Origin of the sequence: Cronobacter sp. HA18003 (assembly GCF_011605905.1) — a bacterium.
Taxonomy (GTDB): domain Bacteria; phylum Pseudomonadota; class Gammaproteobacteria; order Enterobacterales; family Enterobacteriaceae; genus Cronobacter; species Cronobacter sakazakii.
Genome location: NZ_JAANQO010000024.1, coordinates 143021 through 169491, shown reverse-complemented (window position 1 = coordinate 169491; position 26471 = coordinate 143021). Strand labels below are relative to the sequence as shown.

General features: G+C 58.6%; 23 protein-coding genes. 13 read left to right on the top strand and 10 right to left on the bottom strand.

Annotated features, from left to right (window positions below; translation table 11 throughout):
* Positions 1 to 95: 95 nt before the first annotated feature.
* The gene (gene fdhD, locus G6041_RS17315; protein ID WP_012126102.1) at positions 96 to 938 is read right to left on the bottom strand and encodes a formate dehydrogenase accessory sulfurtransferase FdhD; all 843 of its coding nucleotides are present in this window, start codon (positions 936 to 938) and stop codon (positions 96 to 98) included.
* Positions 939 to 1103: 165 nt separating this feature from the next.
* Between fdhD and fdnG the strand changes: the two genes are divergently transcribed.
* From fdnG to fdhE, 4 genes are read left to right on the top strand one after another with little or no spacing between them, the layout of a single operon-like run.
* Positions 1104 to 4154, top strand: a complete 3051-nt coding sequence (fdnG, locus tag G6041_RS17310) for a formate dehydrogenase-N subunit alpha (protein ID WP_085959401.1) — start codon at positions 1104 to 1106, stop codon at positions 4152 to 4154.
* A gap of 12 nt (positions 4155 to 4166) precedes the next feature.
* The gene (gene fdxH, locus G6041_RS17305; protein WP_004385164.1) at positions 4167 to 5069 is read left to right on the top strand and encodes a formate dehydrogenase subunit beta; all 903 of its coding nucleotides are present in this window, start codon (positions 4167 to 4169) and stop codon (positions 5067 to 5069) included.
* Positions 5066 to 5701, top strand: a complete 636-nt coding sequence (gene fdoI, locus G6041_RS17300) for a formate dehydrogenase cytochrome b556 subunit (protein WP_004385165.1) — start codon at positions 5066 to 5068, stop codon at positions 5699 to 5701. Before fdxH ends, fdoI begins: the two co-directional genes overlap by 4 nt.
* Entirely contained in the window at positions 5698 to 6627 is a 930-nt protein-coding gene (gene fdhE / locus G6041_RS17295; RefSeq protein ID WP_007871963.1) for a formate dehydrogenase accessory protein FdhE, read from the top strand. Before fdoI ends, fdhE begins: the two co-directional genes overlap by 4 nt.
* A 73-nt stretch (positions 6628 to 6700) precedes the next feature.
* On the opposite strand, the gene nadS is transcribed toward fdhE, so the two are convergent.
* From nadS to G6041_RS17280, 3 genes are all read right to left on the bottom strand, one after another.
* The gene (nadS, locus tag G6041_RS17290) at positions 6701 to 6991 is read right to left on the bottom strand and encodes a NadS family protein (RefSeq protein WP_007871962.1); all 291 of its coding nucleotides are present in this window, start codon (positions 6989 to 6991) and stop codon (positions 6701 to 6703) included.
* The gene (locus G6041_RS17285) at positions 6991 to 7302 is read right to left on the bottom strand and encodes a hypothetical protein (RefSeq protein WP_012126103.1); all 312 of its coding nucleotides are present in this window, start codon (positions 7300 to 7302) and stop codon (positions 6991 to 6993) included. Before G6041_RS17285 ends, nadS begins: the two co-directional genes overlap by 1 nt.
* Positions 7303 to 7476: 174 nt before the next feature.
* On the bottom strand, positions 7477 to 8301 hold the full coding sequence (locus G6041_RS17280; protein WP_012126104.1) for an AraC family transcriptional regulator: 825 nt from the start codon (positions 8299 to 8301) through the stop codon (positions 7477 to 7479).
* A 260-nt stretch (positions 8302 to 8561) separates the two neighbouring features.
* Between G6041_RS17280 and G6041_RS17275 the strand changes: the two genes are divergently transcribed.
* Both G6041_RS17275 and G6041_RS17270 read left to right on the top strand, forming a co-directional pair.
* Entirely contained in the window at positions 8562 to 9965 is a 1404-nt protein-coding gene (locus tag G6041_RS17275) for an MFS transporter (protein ID WP_012126105.1), read from the top strand.
* A gap of 11 nt (positions 9966 to 9976) precedes the next feature.
* Complete coding sequence (locus G6041_RS17270) at positions 9977 to 11944, top strand: glycoside hydrolase family 127 protein (protein WP_012126106.1); 1968 nt, start codon at positions 9977 to 9979, stop codon at positions 11942 to 11944.
* 12 nt (positions 11945 to 11956) lie between these two features.
* Here the strand turns inward: G6041_RS17270 and G6041_RS17265 are convergent, their stop codons facing one another.
* The gene (locus G6041_RS17265) at positions 11957 to 12556 is read right to left on the bottom strand and encodes a LysE family translocator (RefSeq protein WP_041460633.1); all 600 of its coding nucleotides are present in this window, start codon (positions 12554 to 12556) and stop codon (positions 11957 to 11959) included.
* Positions 12557 to 12712: 156 nt separating this feature from the next.
* Here G6041_RS17265 and G6041_RS17260 point away from each other — a divergent pair, with 156 nt between their 5' ends.
* Positions 12713 to 13582 carry an ROK family protein gene (locus G6041_RS17260; RefSeq protein WP_041460634.1) on the top strand — a complete coding sequence of 290 codons (870 nt, stop codon included), beginning with the start codon at positions 12713 to 12715 and terminating at the stop codon, positions 13580 to 13582.
* A gap of 24 nt (positions 13583 to 13606) precedes the next feature.
* Here the strand turns inward: G6041_RS17260 and yiaY are convergent, their stop codons facing one another.
* From yiaY to G6041_RS17240, 4 genes are all read right to left on the bottom strand, one after another.
* The gene (gene yiaY / locus G6041_RS17255; RefSeq protein ID WP_041460635.1) at positions 13607 to 14758 is read right to left on the bottom strand and encodes an L-threonine dehydrogenase; all 1152 of its coding nucleotides are present in this window, start codon (positions 14756 to 14758) and stop codon (positions 13607 to 13609) included.
* A gap of 210 nt (positions 14759 to 14968) precedes the next feature.
* Entirely contained in the window at positions 14969 to 16816 is a 1848-nt protein-coding gene (gene selB / locus G6041_RS17250) for a selenocysteine-specific translation elongation factor (protein ID WP_012126110.1), read from the bottom strand.
* Positions 16813 to 18195: an L-seryl-tRNA(Sec) selenium transferase gene (gene selA / locus G6041_RS17245; protein ID WP_007899168.1), complete on the bottom strand. Its 1383-nt coding sequence runs from the start codon at positions 18193 to 18195 to the stop codon at positions 16813 to 16815. Before selA ends, selB begins: the two co-directional genes overlap by 4 nt.
* Positions 18196 to 18299: 104 nt before the next feature.
* The gene (locus G6041_RS17240; RefSeq protein ID WP_012126112.1) at positions 18300 to 18908 is read right to left on the bottom strand and encodes a glutathione S-transferase; all 609 of its coding nucleotides are present in this window, start codon (positions 18906 to 18908) and stop codon (positions 18300 to 18302) included.
* Between the two features lie 520 nt (positions 18909 to 19428).
* Here G6041_RS17240 and G6041_RS17235 point away from each other — a divergent pair.
* From G6041_RS17235 to fpr, 5 genes are all read left to right on the top strand, one after another.
* Complete coding sequence (locus G6041_RS17235) at positions 19429 to 21348, top strand: PTS mannitol transporter subunit IICBA (RefSeq protein ID WP_012126113.1); 1920 nt, start codon at positions 19429 to 19431, stop codon at positions 21346 to 21348.
* A 187-nt stretch (positions 21349 to 21535) separates the two neighbouring features.
* Entirely contained in the window at positions 21536 to 22684 is a 1149-nt protein-coding gene (mtlD, locus tag G6041_RS17230; RefSeq protein ID WP_012126114.1) for a mannitol-1-phosphate 5-dehydrogenase, read from the top strand.
* Positions 22685 to 22732: 48 nt separating this feature from the next.
* Positions 22733 to 23272 (top strand): mannitol operon repressor MtlR, encoded by a 540-nt coding sequence (gene mtlR / locus G6041_RS17225; protein WP_007779881.1) that lies wholly within the window; start codon positions 22733 to 22735, stop codon positions 23270 to 23272.
* A gap of 112 nt (positions 23273 to 23384) precedes the next feature.
* On the top strand, positions 23385 to 24395 hold the full coding sequence (gene glpX / locus G6041_RS17220) for a class II fructose-bisphosphatase (protein WP_012126115.1): 1011 nt from the start codon (positions 23385 to 23387) through the stop codon (positions 24393 to 24395).
* Positions 24396 to 24488: 93 nt separating this feature from the next.
* Positions 24489 to 25235, top strand: a complete 747-nt coding sequence (gene fpr, locus G6041_RS17215; RefSeq protein ID WP_012126116.1) for a ferredoxin--NADP(+) reductase — start codon at positions 24489 to 24491, stop codon at positions 25233 to 25235.
* On the opposite strand, the gene G6041_RS17210 is transcribed toward fpr, so the two are convergent.
* A complete protein-coding gene (locus tag G6041_RS17210) occupies positions 25236 to 25655 on the bottom strand; it encodes a DUF805 domain-containing protein (protein ID WP_004386333.1) in 420 nt (139 codons plus the stop codon).
* A gap of 114 nt (positions 25656 to 25769) precedes the next feature.
* On the opposite strand from G6041_RS17210, the gene G6041_RS17205 reads away from it, so the two are divergent.
* On the top strand, positions 25770 to 26369 hold the full coding sequence (locus G6041_RS17205; RefSeq protein ID WP_004386334.1) for a YiiQ family protein: 600 nt from the start codon (positions 25770 to 25772) through the stop codon (positions 26367 to 26369).
* Positions 26370 to 26471 lie beyond the last annotated feature (102 nt).

Genomic DNA, 26471 nt, shown 5'->3' with positions numbered 1-26471 from the left:
GCGCATTGCCTTCGATGTGTGTAATAGTAGACCTGCACACCGGAAACCAAAAGCGGAAGGATTTGCCGTTCTTTTTCAGAAAAACTGAACAAAAATCACGCGTTTTTATCGCCTGCGATCAGGCGCTGGGGATGCGTGTAAATCGTCGCGCGGCCGGGGCGTGAAAAGCCCACCAGCGTCAGGTTGCAGCGCTCGGCGACCTCCACGGCGAGTGTGGTGGCGGCGGAGACCGCAAAGAGAATTTCAACGCCGCAGGTCGCGGCTTTCTGCACCATTTCATAGCTGGCGCGACTCGACACCAGCACCGCGCCCTGCTGCCACGCTTCACGCGCGCGTCGGCCGAGCAGTTTATCGAGCGCCACGTGACGCCCGACATCTTCATGCCCGCCCGCAATGTCGCCCTGCGGGGTCAGCCAGGCGGCGGCGTGCGTACAGCCGGTGAGCTCGCCGACAGGCTGGACGCTGGCGAGCTGACGCAGCGCGCCGTCGAGGTTATCGAGCGAGAAAGTTTGCGTGAAGGGCAGCGGAGCCAGAGGACGCACAATATCGTTAAGCTGTTCCACACCGCAGACGCCGCAGCCAGTTCGCCCCGCCAGATTGCGGCGGCGCGCTTTCAACTCCGTAAAGCGACGACTGGAAAGTTCCACCTGAATTTCGATACCATTACACCCATGGATAATATCCATGCCGTAAATTTCGTGTGAAGATTCGACAATTCCTTCCGATAACGAAAATCCAAGGGCGAAGATTTCCAAATCTTTGGGAGACGCCATCATCACGACGTGCGAGATACCGTTGTAGACCAGCGCTACCGGCACTTCTTCCGCCAGCCAGTCCGGCTCGGTGGTGGTGAGGTTCTCTCTTTTCCAGAGCGGAAGGGAACGAGCGGCCGTGACATCGGTCACGTTTTGCAACAGTTCTGGATGGTTCTTATTCACTTTTTATTAACCGTCTGAAACAGCCTCAGCAACATTGTGGTATTCTGTTGCCCCTAATCCCTCCTCGTTAAGAAGGGAATTACGATTGTGAACCGTTGCGGCGGCATCCGCAAAAGAAAAACCATACGACTTACTTTGTGACAATGTCTGAACAAGGAGCAATCCATGCAGGTCAGCAGAAGGCAGTTCTTTAAGATCTGCGCTGGCGGTATGGCAGGCACCACGGCAGCCGCACTGGGATTTGCTCCCAGCGTCGCGCTGGCGGAAACACGGCAATATAAACTGCTGCGCACCCGCGAAACCCGTAATACCTGTACGTACTGCTCCGTCGGCTGTGGGCTGTTGATGTATAGCCTCGGCGACGGCGCGAAAAACGCGAAATCCTCGATTTTCCACATCGAAGGGGACCCGGATCATCCGGTCAACCGCGGGGCGCTTTGCCCGAAAGGCGCAGGTCTGGTGGATTTCATCCACTCCGAATCGCGTCTGAAATATCCTGAATACCGCGCGCCTGGCTCCGATAAATGGCAGCGCATCAGCTGGGACGAGGCGTTTAATCGCATCGCGAAGCTGATGAAAGAAGACCGCGACGCGAACTTTATCGCGCAAAACGCCGAAGGCACCACCGTTAACCGCTGGCTCTCCACCGGTATGCTGTGCGCCTCCGCTTCAAGTAACGAAACCGGCTATTTAACCCAGAAATTTACCCGCGCCCTCGGCATGTTAGCCGTGGATAACCAGGCGCGTGTCTGACACGGACCAACGGTAGCAAGTCTTGCTCCAACATTTGGTCGCGGTGCGATGACCAACCACTGGGTTGATATGAAGAACGCCAACCTCATCGTCGTGATGGGTGGGAACGCGGCAGAAGCGCATCCGGTGGGATTCCGCTGGGCGATGGAAGCCAAGATCCACAATGGCGCGAAGCTTATCGTTATTGACCCGCGCTTTACGCGCACGGCGTCGGTGGCCGATTTCTATACGCCTATCCGTTCCGGTACTGACATCGCTTTCCTGTCAGGCGTACTGCTGTACCTGCTGAACAACAATAAGTTCAACCGCGAATATGTCGAGGCCTACACTAACGCCAGCCTGATCGTGCGTGAAGATTACGGTTTCGATGACGGCCTGTTCACCGGCTACGACGCGGAAAAACGCAAATATGACAAAACCAGCTGGCACTATGAGCTGGACGAAAAAGGCTTCGCAAAACGCGATACCACGCTCTCGCACCCGCGCTGCGTCTGGAACCTGCTGAAAACGCACGTCTCCCGCTACACGCCGGATGTCGTTGAGAATATCTGTGGTACGCCGAAAGCCGATTTCCTGAAGGTGTGCGAATACATCGCCGAAACCAGCGTACACGACAAAACCGCGTCGTTCCTGTATGCGCTCGGCTGGACGCAGCACTCCGTGGGTGCCCAGAACATCCGTACGATGGCCATGATCCAGCTGCTGCTGGGCAACATGGGTATGGCGGGCGGCGGCGTGAATGCGCTTCGCGGACACTCCAACATCCAGGGCCTGACCGACCTCGGTCTGCTGAGCCAGAGCCTGACCGGCTACATGTCGCTGCCAAGCGAAAAACAAGCCGATCTGCAAACTTACCTGACCGCCAACACGCCGAAACCGCTGCTGGAAGGCCAGGTGAACTACTGGGGCAACTACCCGAAATTCTTCGTTTCGCTGATGAAAGCCTTCTATGGCGACAAAGCGACGGCGGAGAACAACTGGGGCTTCGACTGGCTGCCGAAGTGGGATAAAGGCTACGACGTCCTGCAATATTTCGAGATGATGCATCAGGGCAAAGTCAACGGCTACATCTGCCAGGGCTTTAACCCGGTCGCCTCGTTCCCGAACAAAAACAAAGTGGTCGCTTCACTCTCAAAACTGAAGTTCCTGGTGACTATCGATCCGCTCAATACCGAAACCTCTACCTTCTGGCAGAACCACGGCGAGCAGAACGATGTCGATCCGGCGAGCATTCAGACCGAGGTGTTCCGCCTGCCGTCCACCTGCTTTGCCGAAGAGAACGGATCTATCGTGAACTCCGGCCGCTGGCTGCAGTGGCACTGGAAAGGTCAGGACGCGCCGGGCGAAGCGCTGAATGACGGCGAAATCCTGGCCGGTATCTTCCTGCGCCTGCGTAAGATGTACGCCGAGCAGGGCGGCGCATGCCCGGAACAAGTCCTTAACATGAGCTGGAACTATTCGACGCCGGAAAACCCGTCGCCGGAAGAAGTGGCCATGGAGAGCAACGGTAAAGCGCTGGCGGATATCATCGATCCGGTGACCGGCAACGTGCTGGCGAAGAAAGGCGATCAGCTGGGCACCTTCGCGCATCTGCGTGACGACGGCACCACCTCAAGCGGCTGCTGGATCTTCGCGGGTAGCTGGACGCCGGACGGCAACCAGATGGCGCGCCGCGACAACGCCGACCCGTCAGGCCTTGGCAATACGCTGGGCTGGGCATGGGCGTGGCCGCTGAACCGCCGCATTCTGTATAACCGCGCCTCCGCGGATCCGCAGGGCAAACCGTGGGACCCGAAACGTCAGCTTCTCTCTTACGCCAACGGCAAGTGGGTCGGCGCCGATATTCCGGACTACAGCACCGCCCCTCCGGGCAGCGATGTCGGTCCGTTTATCATGCAGCCGGAAGGCATGGGCCGCCTGTTCGCCATCGACAAAATGGCGGAAGGCCCGTTCCCGGAACACTACGAGCCGTTCGAGACGCCGCTTGGCACCAACCCGCTGCACCCGAACGTGGTGTCTAACCCGGCGGCGCGCGTGTTCAAAGGCGATCTGGAAGCGATGGGCAAAGCGGATAAGTTCCCGTATGTCGGCACCACGTACCGTCTGACCGAGCATTTCCACTACTGGACCAAGCACGCGCTGTTAAACGCCATCGCGCAGCCGGAACAGTTTGTGGAAATCGGCGAGAAACTCGCCGGTAAGCTTGGCATCGCGCAGGGCGATACCGTGAAAGTCTCCTCCAACCGCGGCTATATCAAAGCTAAGGCGGTGGTGACCAAGCGTATTCGCACGCTCAACGTGAACGGCAAACAGGTGGATACCATCGGTATTCCAATCCACTGGGGTTACGAAGGGGTCGCGAAGAAAGGCTTTATCGCCAACACGCTGACGCCGTTCGTGGGCGACGCCAACACCCAGACGCCGGAATTTAAGGCGTTCCTGGTGAACGTGGAAAAGGTGTAACGGAGACGACTCATGGCTTATCAATCGCAAGACATTATCCGTCGTTCCGCGACTAACGGTTTCACGCCCGCGCCTCAGGCGCGGGACCACCAGCAGGAAGTGGCGAAGCTTATCGACGTAACCACCTGTATCGGCTGTAAAGCCTGTCAGGTGGCCTGTTCCGAGTGGAACGATCTGCGTGACGAAGTCGGTCATAACGTCGGGGTGTATGACAACCCGGCGGATCTGACCGCCAAGTCCTGGACCGTGATGCGCTTCTCGGAAGTGGAGCAGAACGACAAACTGGAATGGCTTATCCGCAAGGATGGCTGTATGCACTGCGCCGATCCGGGCTGCCTGAAGGCGTGCCCGTCGGAAGGCGCTATCATTCAGTATGCCAACGGTATCGTCGATTTTCAGTCTGAACAGTGCATCGGCTGCGGCTACTGCATCGCGGGCTGTCCGTTCGACGTCCCGCGCCTGAACCCGGAAGATAACCGCGTCTACAAATGCACCCTGTGCGTGGACCGCGTAACCGTGGGCCAGGAGCCGGCGTGCGTGAAGACCTGTCCGACCGGCGCTATCCACTTTGGTACCAAAGAGGATATGAAACAGCTGGCAGGCGAGCGCGTGGCGGAGCTGAAAACCCGTGGTTACGAAAACGCGGGCCTGTACGATCCGGCAGGCGTTGGCGGTACGCACGTTATGTACGTGCTGCACCACAACGACAAGCCGAATCTGTACCACGGCCTGCCGGAGAACCCGGAAATCAGCGAAGCCGTTAAGTTCTGGAAAGGCATCTGGAAACCGCTCGCCGCCATCGGCTTTGCGGCGACCTTCGCCGCCAGCGTCTTCCACTACGTCGGTATCGGTCCAAACCGCGCCGAGGAAGATGAAGACAATCTGCACCATGACGATGATGAGGTGCGTAAATGAAAAGACGTGACACCATCGTGCGCTACAGCGCGCCAGAGCGAATCAACCATTGGATCACCGCCTTCGCCTTCGTGCTGGCGGCGGTGAGCGGGCTGGGGTTCTTTTTCCCCTCCTTCAACTGGCTGATGAACATTCTTGGCACGCCGCAGCTGGCGCGCATCCTCCACCCCTTCGTTGGGGTGGTGATGTTCGTTTCGTTTATGCTGATGTTTTTCCGTTACTGGCACCACAACCTCATTAACCGTGACGATATTCTGTGGGCAAAAAACATCCACAAAATCGCCATGAACGAGGAAGTGGGCGATACCGGGCGCTATAATTTCGGTCAGAAGTGCGTCTTCTGGGCGGCCATCCTGCTGCTTCTGCTGTTACTGGCAAGCGGCGTGGTTATCTGGCGTCCGTGGTTCGCGCCGATGTTCCCCATCCCGGTGATTCGCCTGGCGCTGCTGGCGCATTCATTTGCCGCGGTGGCCTTAATTGTGGTTATCATGGTGCATATTTACGCGGCCCTGTGGGTCAAAGGCACCATTACCGCCATGGTGGAAGGCTGGGTTACCAAAACCTGGGCGAAGAAACACCACCCGCGCTGGTATCGCGAAGTGCGCGAGAAACAGGAAAAATCATCTGAATGAGTATTCGCATCATCCCGCAAGACCAGCTGGAGAAGAGCGATAAACGTACGGCGGAAGTGATTCCGCCGTTATTGTTCCCCAGACTGAAAAATCTCTATAACCGCCGCGCCGCACGCCTGCGCGAGCTGGCTGAAAATAATCCGCTGGGCGATTACCTGCGTTTTGCCGCGCTTATCGCGCATGCCCAGGAGGTGGTGCTCTATGACCACCCGCTGGAGATGGATTTGACGGCCCGCATCAAAGCAGCCGCGGAACAGGGCAAGCCTCCGCTTGATATTCACGTGCTGCCGCGCGATGGCCACTGGCAGAAGCTGTTGCAGTCGCTGATTGCCGAGCTGAAGCCGGAGATGAGCGGCCCGGCGCTGGCGGTTATCGAAAATCTCGAAAAAGCCTCGGCGCAGGAGCTGGAAACCATGGCGAGCGCCCTGTTCAGCGCCGATTTCAGCGCGGTGAGCAGCGACAAAGCCCCGTTTATCTGGGCAGCGCTGTCGCTCTACTGGGCGCAGATGGCGAGCCTGATCCCCGGCAAAGCGCGGGCGGAATATGGCGAAGCGCGCCAGTTCTGTCCGGTCTGCGGCAGCATTCCGGTCTCCAGCATGGTGCATATCGGCTCAAGCCAGGGGCTGCGTTACCTGCACTGCAACCTGTGCGAAACCGAGTGGCACGTGGTGCGCGTTAAATGCAGCAACTGCGAGCAGACCCGCGATTTGCACTACTGGTCGCTGGAGAGCGAGCAGGCGGCCATTAAAGCCGAAAGCTGCGGCGACTGCGGGACTTACCTGAAGATCCTGTATCAGGAAAAAGACCCGAACGTGGAGCCGGTGGCAGATGACCTCGCCTCGCTGGTGCTTGACGCCCGCATGGAGCAGGAAGGCTTCGCCAGAAGCTCCATCAACCCGTTCCTGTTCCCGGGAGAGGGTGAGTAAACCTTGTCTGTAGCCCGCTCGTTCAGGGCGGGCTAGTTCATGCTCGTTATCGACCCCTCATTTTCTTTGCAGATTACAACGCCAGCGCAGAGAGAACATGCTGCGGATCGTTCGCAATCGCACGCAACAGCGCGCGCGCAGGCCCGGTCGGCGAGCGCCTTCCCTGCTCCCAGTTACGCAGCGTATCCACACTTACTGAAATCAGGCTGGCGAATTTCGTCTGAGAAAGGCCTGATGCCTCTCTGATCGCTTTTATTTTCAGCGCGTCGATAACAAAAACCCGTGAGGGCTCTCGGCGGCCTTCGCTGATATCATTCATCTGCCGCAGGCTTTCGGTTAACTGTTCAAACAGCGCCTTGTCCATCACCACCTCTCATTCAGCATTCTGAGCACGGATTTTTCGTGAGGCGAGAGATCGTCTTTTATCCCCTTGCGATAAATCAGCAGCAGGCGGATTTCATCGGCAGCAGGGCGATAAAAATAGATGATCCTGACGCCGCCCCGTTTTCCCCGGCCGCCTGACAGCCAGCGCGCCTTACGAAGCCCGCCGGTATCCGGTATCACGTCGCCGTAATCAGGCCGCAGGGCCAGGAACCACTGCAACCGCTGGTAATCGTCATCGCTAAGCAGGGCAGTCACGGCCCGGGTAAAGATTTCCGTTTCAATGAAGAGCATATCCGTACGCCACTGGATGATATTAACATCGCATGCAGGTACGTCAATGGCGTACCCTAAAGGCTATACGCTATCGTGGTGCTACACGTCAGACAATGTCCCGGACGAAAAGATTTCCCTTCTGCGATCCTCCTTCCGTAATAATTTGTTCGATTACATCAACGGGATAAATGTTTAGTCGGAGTTGATATGCTCTTTGCAGTATCGCTTTTTCCAGGCAGCCGGAGTGAGGCCGTGATGACGGCGAAAAACCCGCCGGAAATAGCCGACATCTGGAAAACCACAGTTTTTGGCTACTTCGCAAAGCGAGAACGAGTCGTTAATCAGTTGTTTTTCCGCGGCGATGACCCGCTGATGCTGCACCGCCTCGGTGATGGTCAGGCGAAACGTCTGGCGATAGACGCGCCCCAGGTAATCCGCGTTGCAGTGCAGGCTCGCGGCGAGGGTTGAGGTAGAGAGCGGCAGATGATATTGCGTACGGATAAGCTGTTGAGCCTTCCAGGCGAGCGCCGCGCCACTGCCCTCTGTGGGTTGCACATCGCCTGCGCTGGCGCACAGTTGCTGGAGTATTAATAACAAAATAATTTCCAGCGCCAGCGTGCGCGTGACATTTTCCTGCTCATTCAGAAACTGACGAAACAGCGAAATAATATGCTGCGGCTCGCGCGCCCGACAATGTTGAGGAACGGACAATAAAGATAAATCGCAGCCCGCTTTATTTTGAGCTTGAGGATAATACTCAAAATGCAGCCAGTAAAATTTCAGATCCGCTGGAAATATGCCAACGCCCTGATGTTCTCTTCCTGGCCATAATAGTAAGCTTTCTCCCGCGTTAACCTCAAAAATCGTCTCTTCTTCGCGGATCGTAAGCGTCCCTTTTTCAACAAAAATGATTTCCCATGAGTCGAGCCTGCGCGCAGGGTGCTGGCCAACGCCACGGGAGATAAAGCGCCCGCCGTTTTGCACTTTCACCGGTAAATTAATATTTATTTCAAACATATAACACCATGCCCACGCGAATCATTTTATCCGATCTTAGCGGCTGAAGCGGTGGGCGAGGATTTTTTTAAGCGCGAGGGGATCTGCTTCACAATTTTGCCAGCAGGTCGGAATCGTCCCTTTTTTATACTTTCCCGTTGCCTTGTTGCCCGTCGTATCGCATGCAGAATAAATAACGTGACTGGCCAGTGACACTTTACCCCGGCAAATAAGCGGTTTTATTTCTGGCATAACTTATCCGATAACGCGAGGCGTTAATCATGAATGCTACTTCTGTTACGACAGCGGATATTTCCGTCGCCGCTGTGAGTGAAAAGCTGTCGCTGCGGGAAAAAATAGGCTACGGATTAGGCGACGCGGGCGGCACGATTATTACCTGCCTGATCATGAATTTTCTGACCTTCTTTTACACCGATGTTTTTGGGCTGACTCCCGCGCTGGTGGGCACTTTGTTTATAGCCCTGCGCGTTTTCGACGCCATCTCCGACCCGGTAATGGGCGTTATCGCCGACCGCACGCAGAGCCGCTGGGGACGCTTTCGCCCGTGGCAGCTGTGGGTGGCAGTGCCCATCGGCGTTATTGGCGTACTCACGTTTACCGTGCCGGAAGCCAGTACGGGCGTCAAAATCGCCTGGGCATTCGGGACATATCTTTTGCTGTCTGTCGGCTATACCGCCATCAACGTGCCTTATTGCGCGTTGATCAACACCATGACCACGCGTCATCACGAAGTGCTGGCCTGTCAATCCTGGCGCTTTGTGTTATGCGGCGTGGCAGGGTTTCTGGTCTCGGTGGGGCTGCCATGGCTCGTCAAAGCGCTGGGCGAGGGCAACGCCGCCCGCGGCTGGCAACTCGGCGTTGGCGTGCTGTGCGCCGTGGCGGTCGTGATGTTCCTGTGCTGCTTCTTTTGGGTGCGCGAACGCGTCTCGCTGGCGCTGATGGGGAACTTTACGCTGCGCGAGCATTTTGCCGGGCTGCGTAATAACGATCAGCTTCTACTGATGCTGGTGATGTCATTCCTGCTGATTAACGTGTTTAACATTCGCGGCGGCGGGTATATGTACTTCATCACCTATGTGCTTCAGGGCAGCACTGCTTATACCTCGCTGTTTTTTACCATGGTGACGTTCGCCGCCATTGCCGGTGCGATGATAGTTAGCCCGCTGTCGCGCCGTGTCGACACCGTTAAGCTCTATTTGCATACTAATCTTATCCTGGCGGCGTTGGCCGTCGCGATGTGGCTACTGCCCGCAAGCCCGGCGCATCAGCACCTTTGGCTTGCCGTTATCCTCGGCAACGGCATTATTCTCGGCTTCACGCTGCCGCTGCACTTTTCCCTGATGGCGTTTGCTGACGATTACGGCGAGTGGAAAACCGGCGTGCGTTCGTCGGGAATGAATTTCGCGTTTAACCTCTTTTTCATCAAGCTCGCCTGGGCGTCCAGCGCCGGCATTATCAGCCTGGTATTTATTGTAGTGGCCTATCAACCCGGTGCCGGAAACCAGACGGCCGCGTCGCTCCAGGGGATGACGGCCATGGAGAGCCTGCTGCCTGCGTTGTTTCATCTGCTGCTGGCGATCACGATTCGCTGGTGCAAACTCAATAATCCGCTGATGGCACGCATTTCCGGCGATTTGCGCCAGCGCCACGTGCAACCCTCCTGAAGGAAATCATCATGACTCAACCAGACGTGCATGAAATCTCTCTGCATCATCTGAAAATCACCGATCCGTTTCTCGGCCAGTATCAGCAACTGGTGCGGGACGTAGTAATCCCGTATCAGTGGGACGCGCTTAACGATCGCCTTCCCGAGGCGGAGCCGAGCCACGCCATTACCAACTTTCGGATAGCCGCGGGTCTTGAGCACGGCGAGTTCTATGGCATGGTCTTTCAGGACAGCGATGTGGCGAAATGGCTGGAGGCCGTAGCCTGGTCTCTGTGCCAGAAGCCGGACGCCACGCTTGAAAAAACCGCCGACGAGGTGATTGAACTGGTTGCGGCGGCGCAATGCGACGACGGCTATCTGAACACCTATTTCACCGTAAAAGCGCCTGGCGAGCGCTGGACCAACCTCGCTGAATGCCACGAACTCTATTGTGCCGGTCATATGATTGAGGCAGGCGTCGCGTTCTGGCAGGCCACCGGCAAACGCCGCCTGCTGGGCGTAGTGTGCCGTCTTGCCGATCACCTCTGTCAGGTTTTCGGTCCCGGTGAGAATCAGCTTCACGGCTATCCCGGTCACCCGGAAATTGAACTGGCATTGATGCGCCTGTATGAAGCCACGCAGGAGCCGCGCTACCAGGTGCTGGCACGCTACTTTGTCGAGCAGCGCGGGACGCAGCCGCACTTTTACGATATCGAATACGAAAAACGCGGCCGCACCTCTTACTGGAACACTTATGGGCCGGCCTGGATGGTGCAGGATAAAGCCTACAGCCAGGCGCACCAGCCGCTGGCAGAGCAGACGCGCGCCGTGGGCCACGCGGTGCGCTTCGTCTATCTCATGACAGGCGTCGCGCATCTGGCGCGCCTGAGCGGCGACGAAGAAAAACGCCGGGCCTGCCTGCGGTTATGGGAAAATATGGCGCGCCGCCAGCTTTATATCACTGGCGGTATCGGTTCGCAGAGCAGTGGAGAAGCGTTCAGCACTGATTACGATCTGCCCAACGACACGGTCTATGCGGAAAGCTGCGCCTCGATAGGCCTGATCATGTTCGCCCGCCGGATGCTGGAGATGGAAGGCGACAGCCAGTATGCCGACGTCATGGAGCGTGCGTTGTATAACACTGTGCTCGGAGGGATGGCGCTGGATGGCAAACACTTCTTTTACGTCAATCCACTGGAAGTGCATCCGAAAACGCTGAAATTTAATCATATCTACGATCACGTTAAGCCTGTCCGCCAGCGCTGGTTTGGCTGTGCCTGCTGTCCACCGAATATCGCGCGGCTGCTCACTTCGCTCGGACATTACATCTACACCGCGCGCGAAGATGCGCTGTTTATCAACCTCTACATCGGCAACAACGTTCAGTTGCCGGTCGGTGACAGCACGCTGCGATTACGTATCAGCGGCGATTTCCCGTGGCATGAAGAGGTGCGCATTCATATCGATTCGCCTCGGCCGGTTGAACACACGCTGGCGCTGCGCCTGCCGGACTGGTGCGACGCGCCGCGCGTAATGCTGAACGGTCGCCCCTGTGAAGGCGATATTCGTAAAGGGTATCTCTGGCTGACGCGCACCTGGCACGAAGGCGATACGCTGACGCTGACGCTGCCCATGCCGGTGCGCCGCGTCTACGGCAACCCGCTGGTGCGCCATGTCGCAGGCAAAGTAGCGATTCAGCGCGGGCCGCTGATTTACTGTCTGGAAGAGGCGGACAACGGCAGCGAGCTCCATAACCTGCAACTGCCCGCTACATCGACGTTCCACGAACGGGAAGGAAAAGGCATTTTCGCCCGTCAGGTCTTAATTCAGGCCGAGGGCTGGCGACAGGCGAGCCCACAGCCCGAATCGCGGCCACTCTGGCAGTATGACCGCTCTCCGGCGCAGGCCACGCCGCAAACGCTGACCTTTATACCGTGGTTTAGCTGGGCCAACCGCGGCGAAGGCGAAATGCGCGTCTGGATAAACGAATGCCGTTAACGCCTCACCCGCCTATTTCAGCATCGCCAGCGCAGAGGAGAGCGTGAGGAAAAACAGAAACAGCCCGCCGCCGGTATCGACGACGACCTTCAGCCAGCGCACCGAAAAGCGGCGCGTGGTCAGCACTATCGCGCCGCCGCACAGCAGCAGCCAGGACGCCATAATGGCGACATGGATGCTGGCGAGCAGCAGATAGTGCGTGAAGGCCGTTCCGGCAAACGCGGGCACCACCGTCAGCCAGAGCAGAATCGCTTTGATATTAAAAAGATTCGCCAGCAGCGCCTCTTTCACGCCCGCGCCGCGGCCTGTTGTGTGCTGCGGACGCCGCCAGGCCTGAATGCCGCTTACAACAAGCCGCAGCGCCAGCCAGAGCAAATAGAGCGTGCCTGTAAGCTGTAAGGTTTTCATCACGGCCGGGTAGCGCACCAGCAGTTGCGTGACGCCAAGCCCCACCAGCAAGGCGTGAATATAAATGCCGATAAGCGTACCTGTGATAACGCTGAACACACCCATAATCCCCCGGTGGATAACATTGTTCATCGCCAGCGTAAAGCTGGCACCGGGAGAGAGTGCCACCGGCGCAATCGCCAGCACAAAACCTGAAATATCCACGCCCCCGCCTCTGTTCACATCCGCCGTTACTTAACCACAATCACGACATGCGCGGTATTCACCATAAATAGCGGCAGATTACCTTCCTTTACGTTGCGTTTTCGCAGGTACGCCATACTCAAAAGCGGAACCCGGTTTGTCACAGAAGGAATGACCATGCGTAAGTTTATCGGTTTTGACGTCGGCGGCACGCATATCAAACACGGCCTGATCACCGAAGAGGGCGAGGAGCTTTCCAGCGACGAATATGACACGCACTACGATCCTGACGCGTTTAAAAACGCCTGGCGCGAGACCGTTGAGCATTATCAAAAGCGCGACGAGATAGCCGGTATCGGCGTCAGTTTTCCAGGCTATATCAACCCGCATACCGGCCATGTGCCGAAGGCGGGCGCGCTGACGTTTCTCGACGGCTGCAATCTGCTGGAGATATTTGGCGAGTTAACGTCGCTGCCGGTCACGGTGGAAAACGATGCGAACTGCGCGGCGCTTGGCGAGATGTGGCGCGGTGCCGGTCAGCGCTACGAGTCGTTTATCTGCATGACCATTGGCACCGGCATTGGCGGTGGGCTGATACTGAACCGCGAACTTTTGCGCGGCGCACATTTCCGCGCGGGCGAATTTGGCGTGATCCCGGTTGGCGACAACGGCGAAAACATGCATCAGATCGCCTCCGCGCGCGGGCTGGTGGAGGCGAGCCGCCAGGCGCTGTCGCTGCCGTCAGATGCCCCGCTGCATGGCAAAGAAATTTTCGAGCGTATGGGCGGCGATGTGCATCTGCGTGAAGTGGTGGAGCGCTGGGTCGGTTATCTGGCGCGCGGCGTTTACAGCGTGGTGTCGCTCTACGATCCGCAGGTGGTGCTGATTGGCGGCGGCATCAGCCAGCAAAAAGATCTCTACCCGATGCTTGAGCGTAGTCTCGAAAAATATAACTTCTGGGATGCGTTGCGGGTGCCCATTCAGCCCTGCCAGCTCGGTAACCAGGCCGGACGCCTGGGCGCGGTGTGGCTCGCGAAACAACAGTAGCCCCGCCGCAGCGGGGCTTAAGCGTTACATCGCCGCACGATAAATCGCCATGATCTCCGCGTGGCTTGCCTGCACCGGATTGGTTAATCCGCAGGCATCCTTGAGCGCGTTTTCCGCCAGCTGAGCAATGTCATTTTCACGCACTCTCAGCTCGCGTAAACCAGCAGGAATATGCACCCGGCGAGCCAGCGCGCAAATCGCCTCGATACAGGCATTCGCGCCTTCAGCGTCGCTCATGGCGCGAACGTTAACGCCCATCGCCTGCGCGCAGTCGCGCAGGCGGTGCGCCGCCACGCTGCTGTTGAAGCGCTGTACATGCGGCAGCAGGATGGCATTGCAAACGCCGTGCGGCAGATCGTAAAAACCGCCGAGCTGATGCGCCATCGCGTGGACATACCCGAGCGAGGCGTTATTAAACGCCATTCCCGCCATGAACTGCGCCCAGGCCATCGCCTCGCGCGCCGCGACATCATCCCCCTCTTCCACCGCCTGCGGCAGCGTTTGCGCAATCATGCTAATGGCTTTCAGGGCGCAGGCGTCAGTGACCGGCGTGGCGGCGGTGGAGACATACGCTTCGATGGCGTGGGTCAGCGCGTCCATGCCTGTCGCGGCGGTCAGCGATCTCGGCATTCCCATCATCAGCGCCGGATCGTTTACCGACATCACCGGCGTCACGTGTTTATCGACAATGGCCATTTTCACATGGCGCTCTTGATCGGTGATGATGCAAAAACGCGTCATCTCAGATGCCGTGCCCGCCGTGGTGTTGATGGCGATCATTGGCAGTTGCGGTTTGCGGGAGCGGTCAACGCCTTCGTAATCGCGAATATCGCCGCCGTTGGCCGCTACCAGCGCGATGCCTTTGGCGCAGTCGTGCGGCGAGCCGCCGCCGAGCGAAATCACGCAGTCGCAGCGGTGCGCGCGCAGCATACTTAAGCCCGCTTCCACGTTTTCCGTGGTCGGGTTCGGGTGGGTGCCGTCGAAAATCACGCTGTTAATGCCTTTCTGCGACAGCATTTCCTTGAGCTGGCCGGCCATGCCCAGCGCTGACAACATACCGTCCGTCACAATCAGCGCGTTGCGGTAGCCATATTCGCTGGCCATTTTCAGCGCTTCATCGAGACTATTCATGCCAATCATATTAATGGGGGGAATATAAAAAACAGACGCGGTCATACTCATTATCCTTAATGAATGAAATGAGCTTTCGAAAATACACCGCATGGCAGAGTGAAAAAAGCGAGTTGCCGCGAATTACGACGAATTGGTTGCCAGAAAGCACCATAAAATAAAACAGTTAGCGGAATTTCTCGTAATTATTCATGGAGTGATTAAAAGGCGGGGAATATATATTTCATAAATATACATTCCCCCATTTCGTTATTTTTATAGCGCGGAATTAAACAGCGCGCTGTCACGCAACAGATGTTCATTACCGCGACGGCGGGTAAAGCCGATGCGGTCGAAATATTCCAGAATCTGAATCGCCAGTTTACGGCCCACGTTCAGGCTGTCGCGGAAATCGGCGGCGACGGTCGCGCCTTTTTCGCGATCGAGCGTGCGGATCAGATCGGCGAACGCCACAATGCGATCGTGACGGTAGTAGCGATCTTTAACAATCGCCGTGATAAAACCCTGCTGCGCGGCGAGCCGCAATAGCTGGCGCATCGCCTGTTCTTCTTCGCCCGCTTCGCGCGCCAGATCGCGCACCCACCAGGGCTCGTCGCCAAACAGTCCCTGGATTTTCTCCCACAGCGCCTGCTGAGCCTCACTGAAACCGGCCTTATGGCCCGGCAGATGCAGCCAGCCTTCGCGGCTCGCGAGTTGTCCGTCACGGCACATCCTCTCGATCAGCGCCAGCACCAGCGGTTCCGGCTCGGAAGGGAGCGCCATGCGACGCAGCCGTTCGCGGCCGGGGCCGGGCTCTTCGCTGTGCGTTTCATGGTAGCGGGCGAGCGTGGCGAGCAGTTTCTCCTGCCAGCGCGCCGCGAGCGCGCTGCTTAACAGATAACCGTTCGCCTGGAGATAGTCCCCACTGCCCGCCAGCGCGTCGAGCGATGCCGCAGAGAGCTGGCGCGCCCAGCCGAATGTCGCCAGCGCGACCGCGCCGCGCGAGGCATGGAGCCGCAGCGCGTCGGCGTCGGTTCTGGCACTCGCCAGTTCGTTGAGAAACGCGAGGAACTCCGGCTGGCGTTTGCCGCGCCGCGGGGTTTCCAGCGTGACGACGCGCGCGCCTGCGAGCGTCTGGCGCGCGCTAATGTCGCGCAGCACCAGCTGGTCGTTATCGGCCAGGAACAGCGGCGTGTCGAATACCAGCTCCGCCAGATCATCTTCCAGTAACGAAACGCGCCCGGTGACGTGGCTTGCCGCATGGTGAATATGCAGCGGCTGCCACTGTTGCAGCGGCGCATGGCGGTCGAGCGTGACGATAACCCGCTCTGCGGCCTGCGGCGGTGCGTCGCTGAGCAGCCAGTCGCCGCGCCGGATATCCGCTTTCTGCGCGTCGCCGCTAATATTCAGCGCGATGCGCTGACCGGCGAATGCGCGTTCCGTCGGCTGATTCTGCGCATGCAGGCCGCGCACGCGCAGCGGCGTATTCGCGCCGGTCAGGTAGAGCGTATCGCCGACATTCACCTCGCCGGAAAGCGCCGTGCCGGTAACGACCAGGCCCGCGCCCTTGACGGTAAACGCGCGATCGACCGCCAGGCGAAAGCGCTGCCCGGCAGGGTGCGTGCGCTCAGGCAACTGGCGCAGATGGTCGCGCAGCGCATCAACGCCCACGCCTTCGGTGGCCGCCGTGACGAACAGCGTGGCGTCATGCCAGCCATAATCGCTCAGCGTGGCCATCACCTGCGCTTTCACCTGCGCGAGGCGCGCGTCATCCACCCGGTCGGCTTTGGTGAGCGCCACGGTGAGCGTCGGCTGGCCGGTCAGCTGCAAAATCGCCAGATGCTCGCGCGTCTGGGCCATCACGCCGTCATCGCACGCCACCATCAGCAGCGCATGATCGATGCCGCCCACGCCCGCCAGCATATTAGCGAGGAATTTCTCATGGCCCGGCACGTCGATAAAGCCGATGACGCGCCCGTCCGGCTGCGGCCAGTAGGCGTAACCGAGATCGATAGTCATGCCGCGCTTTTTCTCTTCCGGCAGACGGTCGGCGTTAATGCCGGTAAGCGCCTCAAGCAGCGTGGTTTTGCCGTGGTCCACGTGCCCGGCGGTGGCGATAATCATTGCAACAACATCTCCATCAGTCCTGCCTCATCTTCAAGGCAGCGTAAATCGAGCCATAACCGCCCGTCGCCCACACGCCCGATAACCGGCACCGGCAGGCGACGCCAGCGGGCGGCGAGCGCCTCAAGGCGGCTGCCGCGCCCGTCGCGCGGGGTGAAGGTGAGCGCCGCCCCCGGAAGCCGGTCGACCGGCAGCGAACCGCTGCCAATCTGCGACAGGCAGGGCATCACGTCTATCTGAAATTCATCGCCGTAGCGGGTCTCCAGCGCCGGACGCAGGCGCTGCGCCTGTTCGTTAATGTCAGACGCCTGGCGCGTCAGCAGCCGCAGCGTCGGCAGCCGTTGTGCGAGTTTTTCCGGGTGCAGATAAAGGCGCAGCGTGGCGTCGAGCGCCGCCAGCGTCATTTTATCGGCGCGCAGCGCGCGCTTGAGCGGGTGTTTCTGAAGCGCCGCGATAAGCGCTTTTTTCCCGACGATAATCCCCGCCTGCGGCCCGCCCGGCAGTTTATCGCCGGAAAAGCTCACGAGACTCGCCCCGGCGGCGAGCGCCTCCTGCGGCATCGGCTCTTTTGGCAGCCCATACTGGCTGAGATCGATAAGCGAACCGCTGCCGAGATCGACAATCACCGGCAGCGTCGACGCCTGCGCCAGTTCGGCGGCATCTACGGCTTTGGTAAAGCCTTCAATCTGGTAATTACTGGTGTGCACTTTCATCAGCAGCGCGGTCTGCTCGCCGACAGCGTCAAGATAATCGCGCAGGTGTGTGCGGTTGGTCGTGCCCACTTCCACCAGCTGACAGCCCGCCTGGCGCATCACATCCGGGATACGAAACGCGCCGCCAATCTCCACCAGCTCGCCGCGCGACACAATCACCTCTTTGCCGGCGCCCAGCGCCGCCAGCATCAGCAACACCGCCGCCGCGTTGTTATTAACGATACAGGCGTCTTCTGCGCCGGTAAGCTCACAGAGTAGCTCCGCCAGCGCGCGGTCGCGGTGACCGCGCTCGCCGCCTTCGGCGTCATACTCCAGCGTCACGGGCGAGCGCATGGCGCGGGCGACCGCCTCAACCGCTTCTTCCGCCTGCAACGCGCGGCCAAGATTGGTGTGCAGCACCGTGCCGGTAAGGTTAAAGACCGGGCGCAGCGCGCTTTGCGAACCGCGCGCCAGCCGCCCGGCCGCCGCCGCGGCCCAGTCGTCGCACCATGAGGGCAGCGCCTGGCGTTCGCGAATGGCGAGCCGCGCCGCCTCCTGCATCGCGCGAAGGGTGTTGACCACGCGGGTATGGCCGTAGGTGTCCAGCAACGGCTGGAACGCGCTGTCGCGCAGCAGGCGGTCGGTGGCGGGAAGCTGACTGTAAAGCAGACGGGAATCGGTCGTCATGGCGTGCATAAACCTGGATAAAACGTGGCGATAATTTAGCAGGAAACGCGGGGCAGTTCAGTCCCCGCGCCCGGTCAGCGCAATAAAGGGCGGTTCACGCCCGCTCAGGCGCTGGGCGGCTCGGTACGCGCGAAGCTGTCGCGGGCAAAGAGCGCTTCCACCAGTTTCACCAGATGCGGACGCTGCGCGCACCAGCCCGGCGCCACGCGACGGAAATTGAGATAGCCGATGGCGCAGGCTGTGGCGATGGTGGCGAGCGTCAGTTCCTCAGCCTTCAGCGTGCCGTCAGCCACATACCCTTCCAGCGCATCGAGGCCGCGGTTGATTTTCTCCCGCTGGCGCAGCAGCTCATTTTCCGACTGCTGCTCAGGCGGGCGCGCCTGCTCGCGCACCGAAACCAGCGCCGCGCCCATAATGCCGTCGGCGAGCGCCTCCAGCTGGCGCACTTTTAGCGCAGCGCGCGGTTCTTGCGGCACCAGCGCCGGTTGCGCGTCCAGCAGCTCGATATACTGCGCGATGATGGGCGAATCAAACCAGGTTTCGCCCTCGTCGGTCACCAGCGCCGGCACTTTCCCGAGCGGGTTGTACTGCGCCATGCCGTTCTGTTCGGCATAGGGCGATTCATTCACGAACTCAAACACGATGCCTTTTTCGAGCAACATGACGGAGATTTTGCGTACAAACGGGCTGGTGTAACTACCGATAAGTTTCATGTCGGGTCCTTTTACGTTATCGCCAGGGTAAGGGTAAGTATGGGTCAGGATACGCTAAAAGGAGGCGCGACGGCGCGCTAAAACGCGTTTCGCCGACGCCATTTTTGCGCGAATTCCCGGCTGTAACTTTCTTACAGACTCCCCCTGTTAGCATGAGTGAAAAATGTACGCCGCCTGTTCGGATTTTTCCTGGGAAATATTTTGTGATTAACATCACAAACCAATAACAAACATGCCGAAAGAAAATGTGACTTTATTCACATTTAAGGGGTGTTTATGGCGACATTTTGCGCATTGTCTTTTTTTTACACGTCTTTTTTGTGATTCAAATCACGCAACTTTACCCCGATCACCCCGACATCGCGTGATCGCGATCACACTTAAAGTGCCTGTCTGGACACCATCGCGATTCAGTGCCAGATTTCGCGTCATCAGAGCATGGGTCCGGCTACCTCTGCCGCCACGTTAACAATAAACCTCGGGCCGCAAGCCTGCGCGTAAACATAAGAAGGGGTGTTCTATGTCATCCGATATCAAGATCAAAGTGCAAAGCTTTGGTCGCTTTCTCAGCAATATGGTAATGCCTAACATCGGCGCGTTTATCGCCTGGGGTATTATCACCGCGTTATTTATTCCCACAGGATGGTGGCCAAACGAGACGCTGGCGAAGCTGGTCGGCCCGATGATCAGCTACCTGCTGCCGCTGCTTATCGGTTATACCGGCGGTAAGCTGGTTGGCGGCGAGCGTGGCGGCGTGGTGGGCGCGATTACCACCATGGGCGTTATCGTCGGCGCGGACATCCCGATGTTCCTGGGCGCGATGATCGCAGGCCCGCTCGGCGGCTTCTGCATCAAGAAATTCGACGCCTCGGTCGACGGCAAAATCAAATCCGGCTTTGAAATGCTGGTGAACAACTTCTCCGCGGGCATCATCGGTATGATCCTCGCGATTCTGGCGTTCCTCGGCATTGGCCCGGCGGTCGAAGTGCTCTCCAAAGTACTGGCTGCTGGCGTGAACTTTATGGTGGTTCACGACATGCTGCCGCTGGCGTCGATTTTCGTTGAACCGGCGAAAATCCTGTTCCTCAACAACGCCATCAACCACGGCATCTTCTCGCCGCTGGGCATTCAGCAGTCGCATGAACTTGGCAAATCTATTTTCTTCCTGATTGAAGCCAACCCGGGTCCGGGTATGGGCATCCTGCTGGCGTACATGTTCTTTGGCCGCGGCAGCGCCAAACAGTCTGCGGGCGGCGCGGCTATCATCCACTTCCTGGGCGGTATCCACGAAATCTACTTCCCGTATGTGCTGATGAACCCGCGTCTGATTATCGCCGTTATCCTGGGCGGTATGACTGGCGTCTTCTGCCTGACCGTACTGAACGGCGGCCTGGTTTCTCCGGCGTCTCCGGGCTCTATCCTGGCGGTACTGGCGATGACGCCGAAAGGCGCGTACTTCGCAAACCTGGTGGCGATTTTCGCCGCGATGGCCGTCTCCTTCGTGGTCGCCGCTATCCTGCTGAAAACCAGCAAAGTGAAAGAAGAAGACGATATCGATGCTGCGACCCGTCGTATGCAGGATATGAAAGCGCAGTCTAAAGGTGCCGCGACCGCAGCGAGCGCGGATCTGAGCAACGACCTGAGCCACGTGCGTAAAATCATTGTCGCCTGCGACGCCGGTATGGGTTCCAGCGCGATGGGCGCAGGTGTACTGCGTAAGAAAGTGCAGGACGCGGGCCTGAGCCATATTTCCGTGACCAACAGCGCGATTAACAGTCTGCCGGGCGATGTGGATCTGGTTATCACCCACCGCGATTTAACCGAGCGCGCCATGCGCCAGGCGCCGCACGCGCAGCACATTTCGCTGACCAACTTCCTGGACAGCGGCCTGTACGCTGGCCTGACCGAACGTCTGGTGGCCGCGCAGCGTCATTCGCAGAACGAAGAGAAAGTGCGCACCAGCCTGCAGGACAGCTTCGACGCGAACGACAGCCACCTGTTTAAGCTCGGCGCGGAAAACGTCTTTCTTGGCCGTCATGCGGCGAATAAAGAAGAGGCGATTCGCTTTGCGGGCGAGCAACTGGTGAAAGGCGGTTACGTGCAGCCGGAATATGTGGACGCGATGCTGGAGCGCGAAAAACTCACCCCGACTTATCTCGGCGAGTCTATTGCGGTTCCGCACGGCACCGTCGAAGCCAAAGATCGCGTGCTGAAAACTGGCGTCGTGTTCTGCCAGTATCCGCAGGGCGTGCGTTTCGGTGAAGAAGAAGACGATATCGCCCGTCTGGTGATTGGTATCGCGGCGCGCAATAACGAACATATTCAGGTTATCACCAGCCTGACCAACGCGCTGGATGATGAAAGCGTGATTGAGCGCCTGGCGCACACCGACAGCGTCGATGAAGTCCTGGCGCTGCTTTCCGGTAAAACCGTGGCGTAAGACCGTGCAGAGAGGGACACTGTCCCTCTCTTTCTCATTGAGAAGCTAATGAGATAATTGTGCTCCACCAGGGCAACCCTGACTCTCCCGCTCAGGGAGAGGGCAAGGGAAAGGGAGGTCGCACGCAGCACCCTTTCCCCCGTCCTCTCGGGCGATACAGTTCCGCTTTAAGTAAGAAGGTATTCCCATGAAAGCATTACATTTTGGCGCAGGTAATATTGGTCGTGGCTTTATTGGCAAACTGCTCGCTGACGCAGGCGTCGGACTGACGTTCGCCGACGTGAACCAGACGGTGCTGGACGCGTTAAACGCGCGCCACAGCTATCAGGTGCGCGTGGTGGGCGAGCAGGAGCAGATTGATACCGTTTCCGGCGTGGATGCGGTTAACAGCACCAGCGAGGATGTCGTGACGCTTATCGCCACGGTCGATCTCGTGACGACCGCCGTTGGCCCGGTGGTACTGGAGCGCATCGCTCCGGCGATTGCCAAAGGTCTGGTGCTGCGTAAAGCGCAGGGCAACGAGCGCCCGCTTAATATCATCGCCTGTGAAAACATGGTGCGCGGCACCAGCCAGCTGAAAACGCACGTCTTTAACGCGCTCGAAGAGGGTGACAAAGCCTGGGTGGAAAGCCACATCGGTTTTGTTGACTCGGCCGTTGACCGTATCGTGCCGCCGTCGGCATCCGCCGCGCACGATCCGCTGGAAGTCACCGTGGAAACCTTCAGCGAGTGGATTGTCGATAAAACCCAGTTCAAAGGCGAGCTGCCGACCATCGCAGGCATGGAGCTGACCGACAATCTGATGGCATTTGTTGAACGCAAGCTCTTCACCCTGAACACCGGGCATGCTATAACCGCCTACCTCGGAAAACAGGCCGGTCATCAGACCATTCGCGACGCGATTCTGGATGAGAAAATTCGTCTGGTGGTGCGCGGCGCGATGGAAGAGAGCGGCGCGGTGCTGATTAAACGCTACGGCTTTGATGACGCGAAACATGCCGCGTATATCGAGAAAATCCTTAGCCGTTTTGAAAACCCGTACCTGAAAGACGATGTGGAGCGCGTTGGCCGTCAGCCGCTGCGCAAACTGAGCGCGGGCGACCGTCTGATTAAACCGCTGCTGGGCACGCTGGAATATGGCCTACCGCATCAGAATCTGGTGCTGGGTATCGCCGCCGCGATGCATTTTCGCAGCGAAGACGATCCGCAGGCGCAGGAGCTGGCGCAGCTTATCGCCGATAAAGGCCCGCAGGCCGCGCTGGCGCAGATTTCCGGTCTGGACGCCAACAGCGATGTCGTGGCTTCGGCGGTAAACGCGTATAACGCAACAGCGTAATGAATAACGGGCGCGGCTGAGTCTGCGCCCGCTGATGATGTGTCAGATATGCAGGCAATGATGGAAGAAACCCAGGCCTTTGAAAACCGTGTGCTTGAGCGTCTGAATGCTGGCAAAACCGTAAGAAGTTTTTTGATCGCAGCCGTAGAGTTGCTCACCGAGGCGGTCAATATTCTGGTGTTGCAGGTGTTCCGTAAAGACGACTACGCGGTCAAATATGCCGTTGAGCCGTTGCTCGACGGCAGCGGCCCGCTGGGCGATCTCTCCGTGCGCCTGAAGCTGATTTACGGGCTTGGCGTGATAAGCCGCGCCGAATATGAAGACTGCGAACTGCTGATGGCGCTGCGTGAAGAACTCAATCACGACGGCAATGACTACGCCTTTACCGACGACGAAATTCTCGGCCCGTTCGGCGAACTGCACTGCGTCGTCGCGCTGCCTCCGGCGCCGCCCGCGCTTGAAAGCAGCGATCCGCAGCTTATCCAGATGCAACAGCAGCGCTACCAGCAGGTGGTGCGCTCCACCATGGTCCTTTCCCTGACCGAATTGCTCTCAAGGATCAGCTTAAAAAAAGCCTTCCAGAAGTAGCTTCGGTGGCCGCGTAGCGCTTCTGTTCCCTCTCCCACCGGTCAGCCCTCCGTAACAGCCGTTACCCGCTCTGTGCTACACTCCGACGCAGTTAATCTTGCGGAAAAGAGTCATGAAACGAGAACTTGCCATCGAATTTTCACGCGTCACCGAAGCGGCGGCGCTGGCCGGGTACAAGTGGCTGGGACGCGGCGATAAAAACCTCGCTGACGGCGCGGCCGTTAACGCCATGCGCATTATGCTCAATAAAGTCGATATCGACGGGCAGATTGTGATTGGCGAAGGCGAAATCGATGAAGCGCCGATGCTCTATATCGGCGAGAAGGTCGGCACCGGCAACGGCGACGCGGTTGATATCGCCGTTGATCCTATCGAAGGCACGCGCATGACGGCGATGGGCCAGGCCAACGCGCTGGCGGTGCTGGCGGTAGGCGATAAAGGCAGCTTCCTGAACGCGCCCGATATGTATATGGAAAAGCTAATTGTCGGTCCTGGCGCGAAAGGCGTTATCGATCTCAACCTGCCGCTTGAGCAGAACCTGAAGAACATCGCCGCGGCGCTCGATAAACCGCTTAGTGAACTCACCGTCACTATTCTCGCCAAGCCGCGCCACGATGCGGTTATCGCGCAGATGCAGCAGCTCGGCGTGCGCGTTTTCGCCATTCCCGACGGCGACGTGGCGGCGTCTATTCTCACCTGTATGCCGGACAGCGAAGTGGACGTGCTTTACGGCATCGGCGGCGCGCCGGAAGGCGTGGTGTCGGCGGCGGTGATCCGCGCGCTGGATGGCGATATGCAGGGCCGGCTGCTGGCGCGCCACGTTGTGAAAGGCGACACGCCGGACAACCGCCGCATCGGCGAGCAGGAGCTGGCGCGCTGTCAGGCGATGGGCATCACGGCGGGCAATGTGCTGAAACTGGATGAAATGGCGCACAACGATAACGTGATTTTCTCAGCGACCGGCATCACCAAAGGCGATCTGCTGGATGGCATCACCCGCAAGGGCAATATCGCCACCACCGAGACGCTGCTGATCCGCGGCAAATCGCGCACCATTCGCCGCATTCACTCGATTCACTATCTCGACCGCAAAGACCCGGAGATCCAGACACACATTCTTTAATCGTTTGTCGGAACGAGCTTTCCAGCCCGCGCGGGCTGGAAATGATGCGCGGCGCTGGCGAAGATAAAGCATCAGTTAACACAGGAGCGAAACATGGCGGATTGGGTTACAGGTAAAGTGGTTCGGGTTCAGCACTGGACCGATTCTCTCTTCAGTCTCGTGGTTCACGCCCCTGTCGCGCCTTTCACCGCCGGACAATTCACCAAGCTGGGCCTTGAGATTGACGGCGAGCGCGTGCAGCGCGCCTATTCTTACGTCAACGCGCCGGGCAACCCGGATCTGGAGTTTTACCTGGTGACGGTGCCGGAGGGCAAACTTAGCCCGCGGCTGCACGCGATGCAGCCGGGTGATGAAGTGATGGTGGTGAGCGACGCGGCGGGCTTTTTCGTGCTGGAAGAAATTCCCGAGTGCGAGACGTTATGGATGCTGGCGACCGGCACGGCCATCGGCCCGTATCTGTCGATTTTACAGGAAGGCAAAGATCTCGAGCGCTTTAAAAATATCGTGCTGGTGCATGCGGTGCGTTACGCCCAGGATTTGAGCTACTTACCGCTGATGCTGGAGCTGCAACAGCGCTACGACGGCAAGCTACGGGTGCAGACGGTGGTAAGCCGTGAAACGGTCTCCGGCTCGCTGACCGGGCGTGTGCCGGCGCTGATTGAGAGCGGCGCGCTGGAAGAGGCGGTCGGGCTGCCGATGGACACCGCGACCAGCCATGTGATGCTGTGCGGGAACCCGCAGATGGTGCGCGATACGCAGCAGTTGCTCAAAGATACGCGTCAGATGGCGAAACACCTGCGCCGCCGTCCGGGGCATATGACGGCGGAGCACTACTGGTAATCAGCGGTACTTCACATCCAGCGTGTCTTTGCCGTATTTGTTTTCGCCCTGGGTGCCGAGAAACGCGCCCAGGTCCAGCACCATCATCACCATGATAAGCGTCGGGATGAAGCGCCCCACGGCCCACTGCCAGACGCCGCCCAGCACCGCCCAGTTACCGGCGAGCAGCATCCACGCGAGGATCATCAACAGCGCCCACGCGCCGGATTTGCCGCGGTCGTGCAGGCGTTTCACCACCACCGCCGCCGTCGGCCAGAGCAGACAAACCAGCATAAACGCGGCGGTCTGGGTATTGAGCAAATCATTGCCAGTGAGGGTAAAAAGGATAATCATCGACGCCACCCAGAGCGCCATCCATACCCAGAAATCACGACGGCCAATACGGCCTTTAAAAGAGAACAACCACTGCTGAAGGGTCATAGCCAAAACCTTACTGTGTGCGTGGCGCACAGTTTACCCTGGTGCGGACGGGTTTTGACAAGCCAGCCCGATCTGGTTTTAATCGCTGTGATACGCAACCGGGAAAGGTGAATCATGAAGCCGCTGTTTTATCTTCTTTTTCTGACGCTGCCGCTGGCGGCGTGCTTCGCTGATGCCGAAACCGACCCGGATACGCTGACGCCGACCGCGCCCTATCTGCTGCCCGGCTCGCCCACTTTTGATCTCTCCATTTCCCAGTTTCGCGAACGCTTCAACGCCGACAACCCCACGCTCCCGCTCAATGAATTTCGCGCCATCGACGTGAAAGGCGACAAAATCAATCTGGTGCGCGCAGCCAGCAAGATTAATGAAAATCTCTATGCCTCCACGGCGCTGGAGCGCGGCACGCTGAAAATCAAAAGTATTCAGATGACCTGGCTGCCTATTCAGGGGCCGGAGCAAAAAGCGGCGAAAGCCAAAGCGCTGGAGTATATGGCCGCGCTGCTGCGGAGTTTCACGCCGAAAATCAGCAAAGCGCAAAGCCAGCAGCGGCTGACGCGCTTGCTTACCGAGGGCAAGGGCAAACGCTACTTCAGCCAGGCCGAAGGCGCGATTCGCTATATTGTCGCAGACAGCGGCGAAAAGGGCCTTACCTTCGCGGTTGAACCGATTAAGCTTGCGCTATCGCAAACGCTGGAAGGGAGCAATAAATGACAAAAAGCAAAGCCTTTCCGGGTACGAATCTCTATACTGTTTCACAGACCACGCTGCCTGACGGGCAGCAATATTCCTTAATTCGCTTAGCGCGTGGAGAAT

Coding starts and splice junctions, on each gene's coding strand:
- G6041_RS17280 (WP_012126104.1), bottom strand. CDS start 8,301: ATGTTTGAAATAAATATTAATTTACCGGTGAAAGTGCAAAACGGCGGG.
- yiaY (WP_041460635.1), bottom strand. CDS start 14,758: ATGACCGCGTCTGTTTTTTATATTCCCCCCATTAATATGATTGGCATG.
- G6041_RS17270 (WP_012126106.1), top strand. CDS start 9,977: ATGACTCAACCAGACGTGCATGAAATCTCTCTGCATCATCTGAAAATC.
- G6041_RS17235 (WP_012126113.1), top strand. CDS start 19,429: ATGTCATCCGATATCAAGATCAAAGTGCAAAGCTTTGGTCGCTTTCTC.
- selA (WP_007899168.1), bottom strand. CDS start 18,195: ATGACGACCGATTCCCGTCTGCTTTACAGTCAGCTTCCCGCCACCGAC.
- mtlD (WP_012126114.1), top strand. CDS start 21,536: ATGAAAGCATTACATTTTGGCGCAGGTAATATTGGTCGTGGCTTTATT.
- G6041_RS17210 (WP_004386333.1), bottom strand. CDS start 25,655: ATGACCCTTCAGCAGTGGTTGTTCTCTTTTAAAGGCCGTATTGGCCGT.
- G6041_RS17240 (WP_012126112.1), bottom strand. CDS start 18,908: ATGAAACTTATCGGTAGTTACACCAGCCCGTTTGTACGCAAAATCTCC.
- fdxH (WP_004385164.1), top strand. CDS start 4,167: ATGGCTTATCAATCGCAAGACATTATCCGTCGTTCCGCGACTAACGGT.
- glpX (WP_012126115.1), top strand. CDS start 23,385: ATGAAACGAGAACTTGCCATCGAATTTTCACGCGTCACCGAAGCGGCG.
- G6041_RS17285 (WP_012126103.1), bottom strand. CDS start 7,302: ATGCTCTTCATTGAAACGGAAATCTTTACCCGGGCCGTGACTGCCCTG.
- mtlR (WP_007779881.1), top strand. CDS start 22,733: ATGCAGGCAATGATGGAAGAAACCCAGGCCTTTGAAAACCGTGTGCTT.
- G6041_RS17205 (WP_004386334.1), top strand. CDS start 25,770: ATGAAGCCGCTGTTTTATCTTCTTTTTCTGACGCTGCCGCTGGCGGCG.
- G6041_RS17275 (WP_012126105.1), top strand. CDS start 8,562: ATGAATGCTACTTCTGTTACGACAGCGGATATTTCCGTCGCCGCTGTG.
- selB (WP_012126110.1), bottom strand. CDS start 16,816: ATGATTATCGCCACCGCCGGGCACGTGGACCACGGCAAAACCACGCTG.
- fdoI (WP_004385165.1), top strand. CDS start 5,066: ATGAAAAGACGTGACACCATCGTGCGCTACAGCGCGCCAGAGCGAATC.
- fpr (WP_012126116.1), top strand. CDS start 24,489: ATGGCGGATTGGGTTACAGGTAAAGTGGTTCGGGTTCAGCACTGGACC.
- G6041_RS17260 (WP_041460634.1), top strand. CDS start 12,713: ATGCGTAAGTTTATCGGTTTTGACGTCGGCGGCACGCATATCAAACAC.
- nadS (WP_007871962.1), bottom strand. CDS start 6,991: ATGGACAAGGCGCTGTTTGAACAGTTAACCGAAAGCCTGCGGCAGATG.
- fdhE (WP_007871963.1), top strand. CDS start 5,698: ATGAGTATTCGCATCATCCCGCAAGACCAGCTGGAGAAGAGCGATAAA.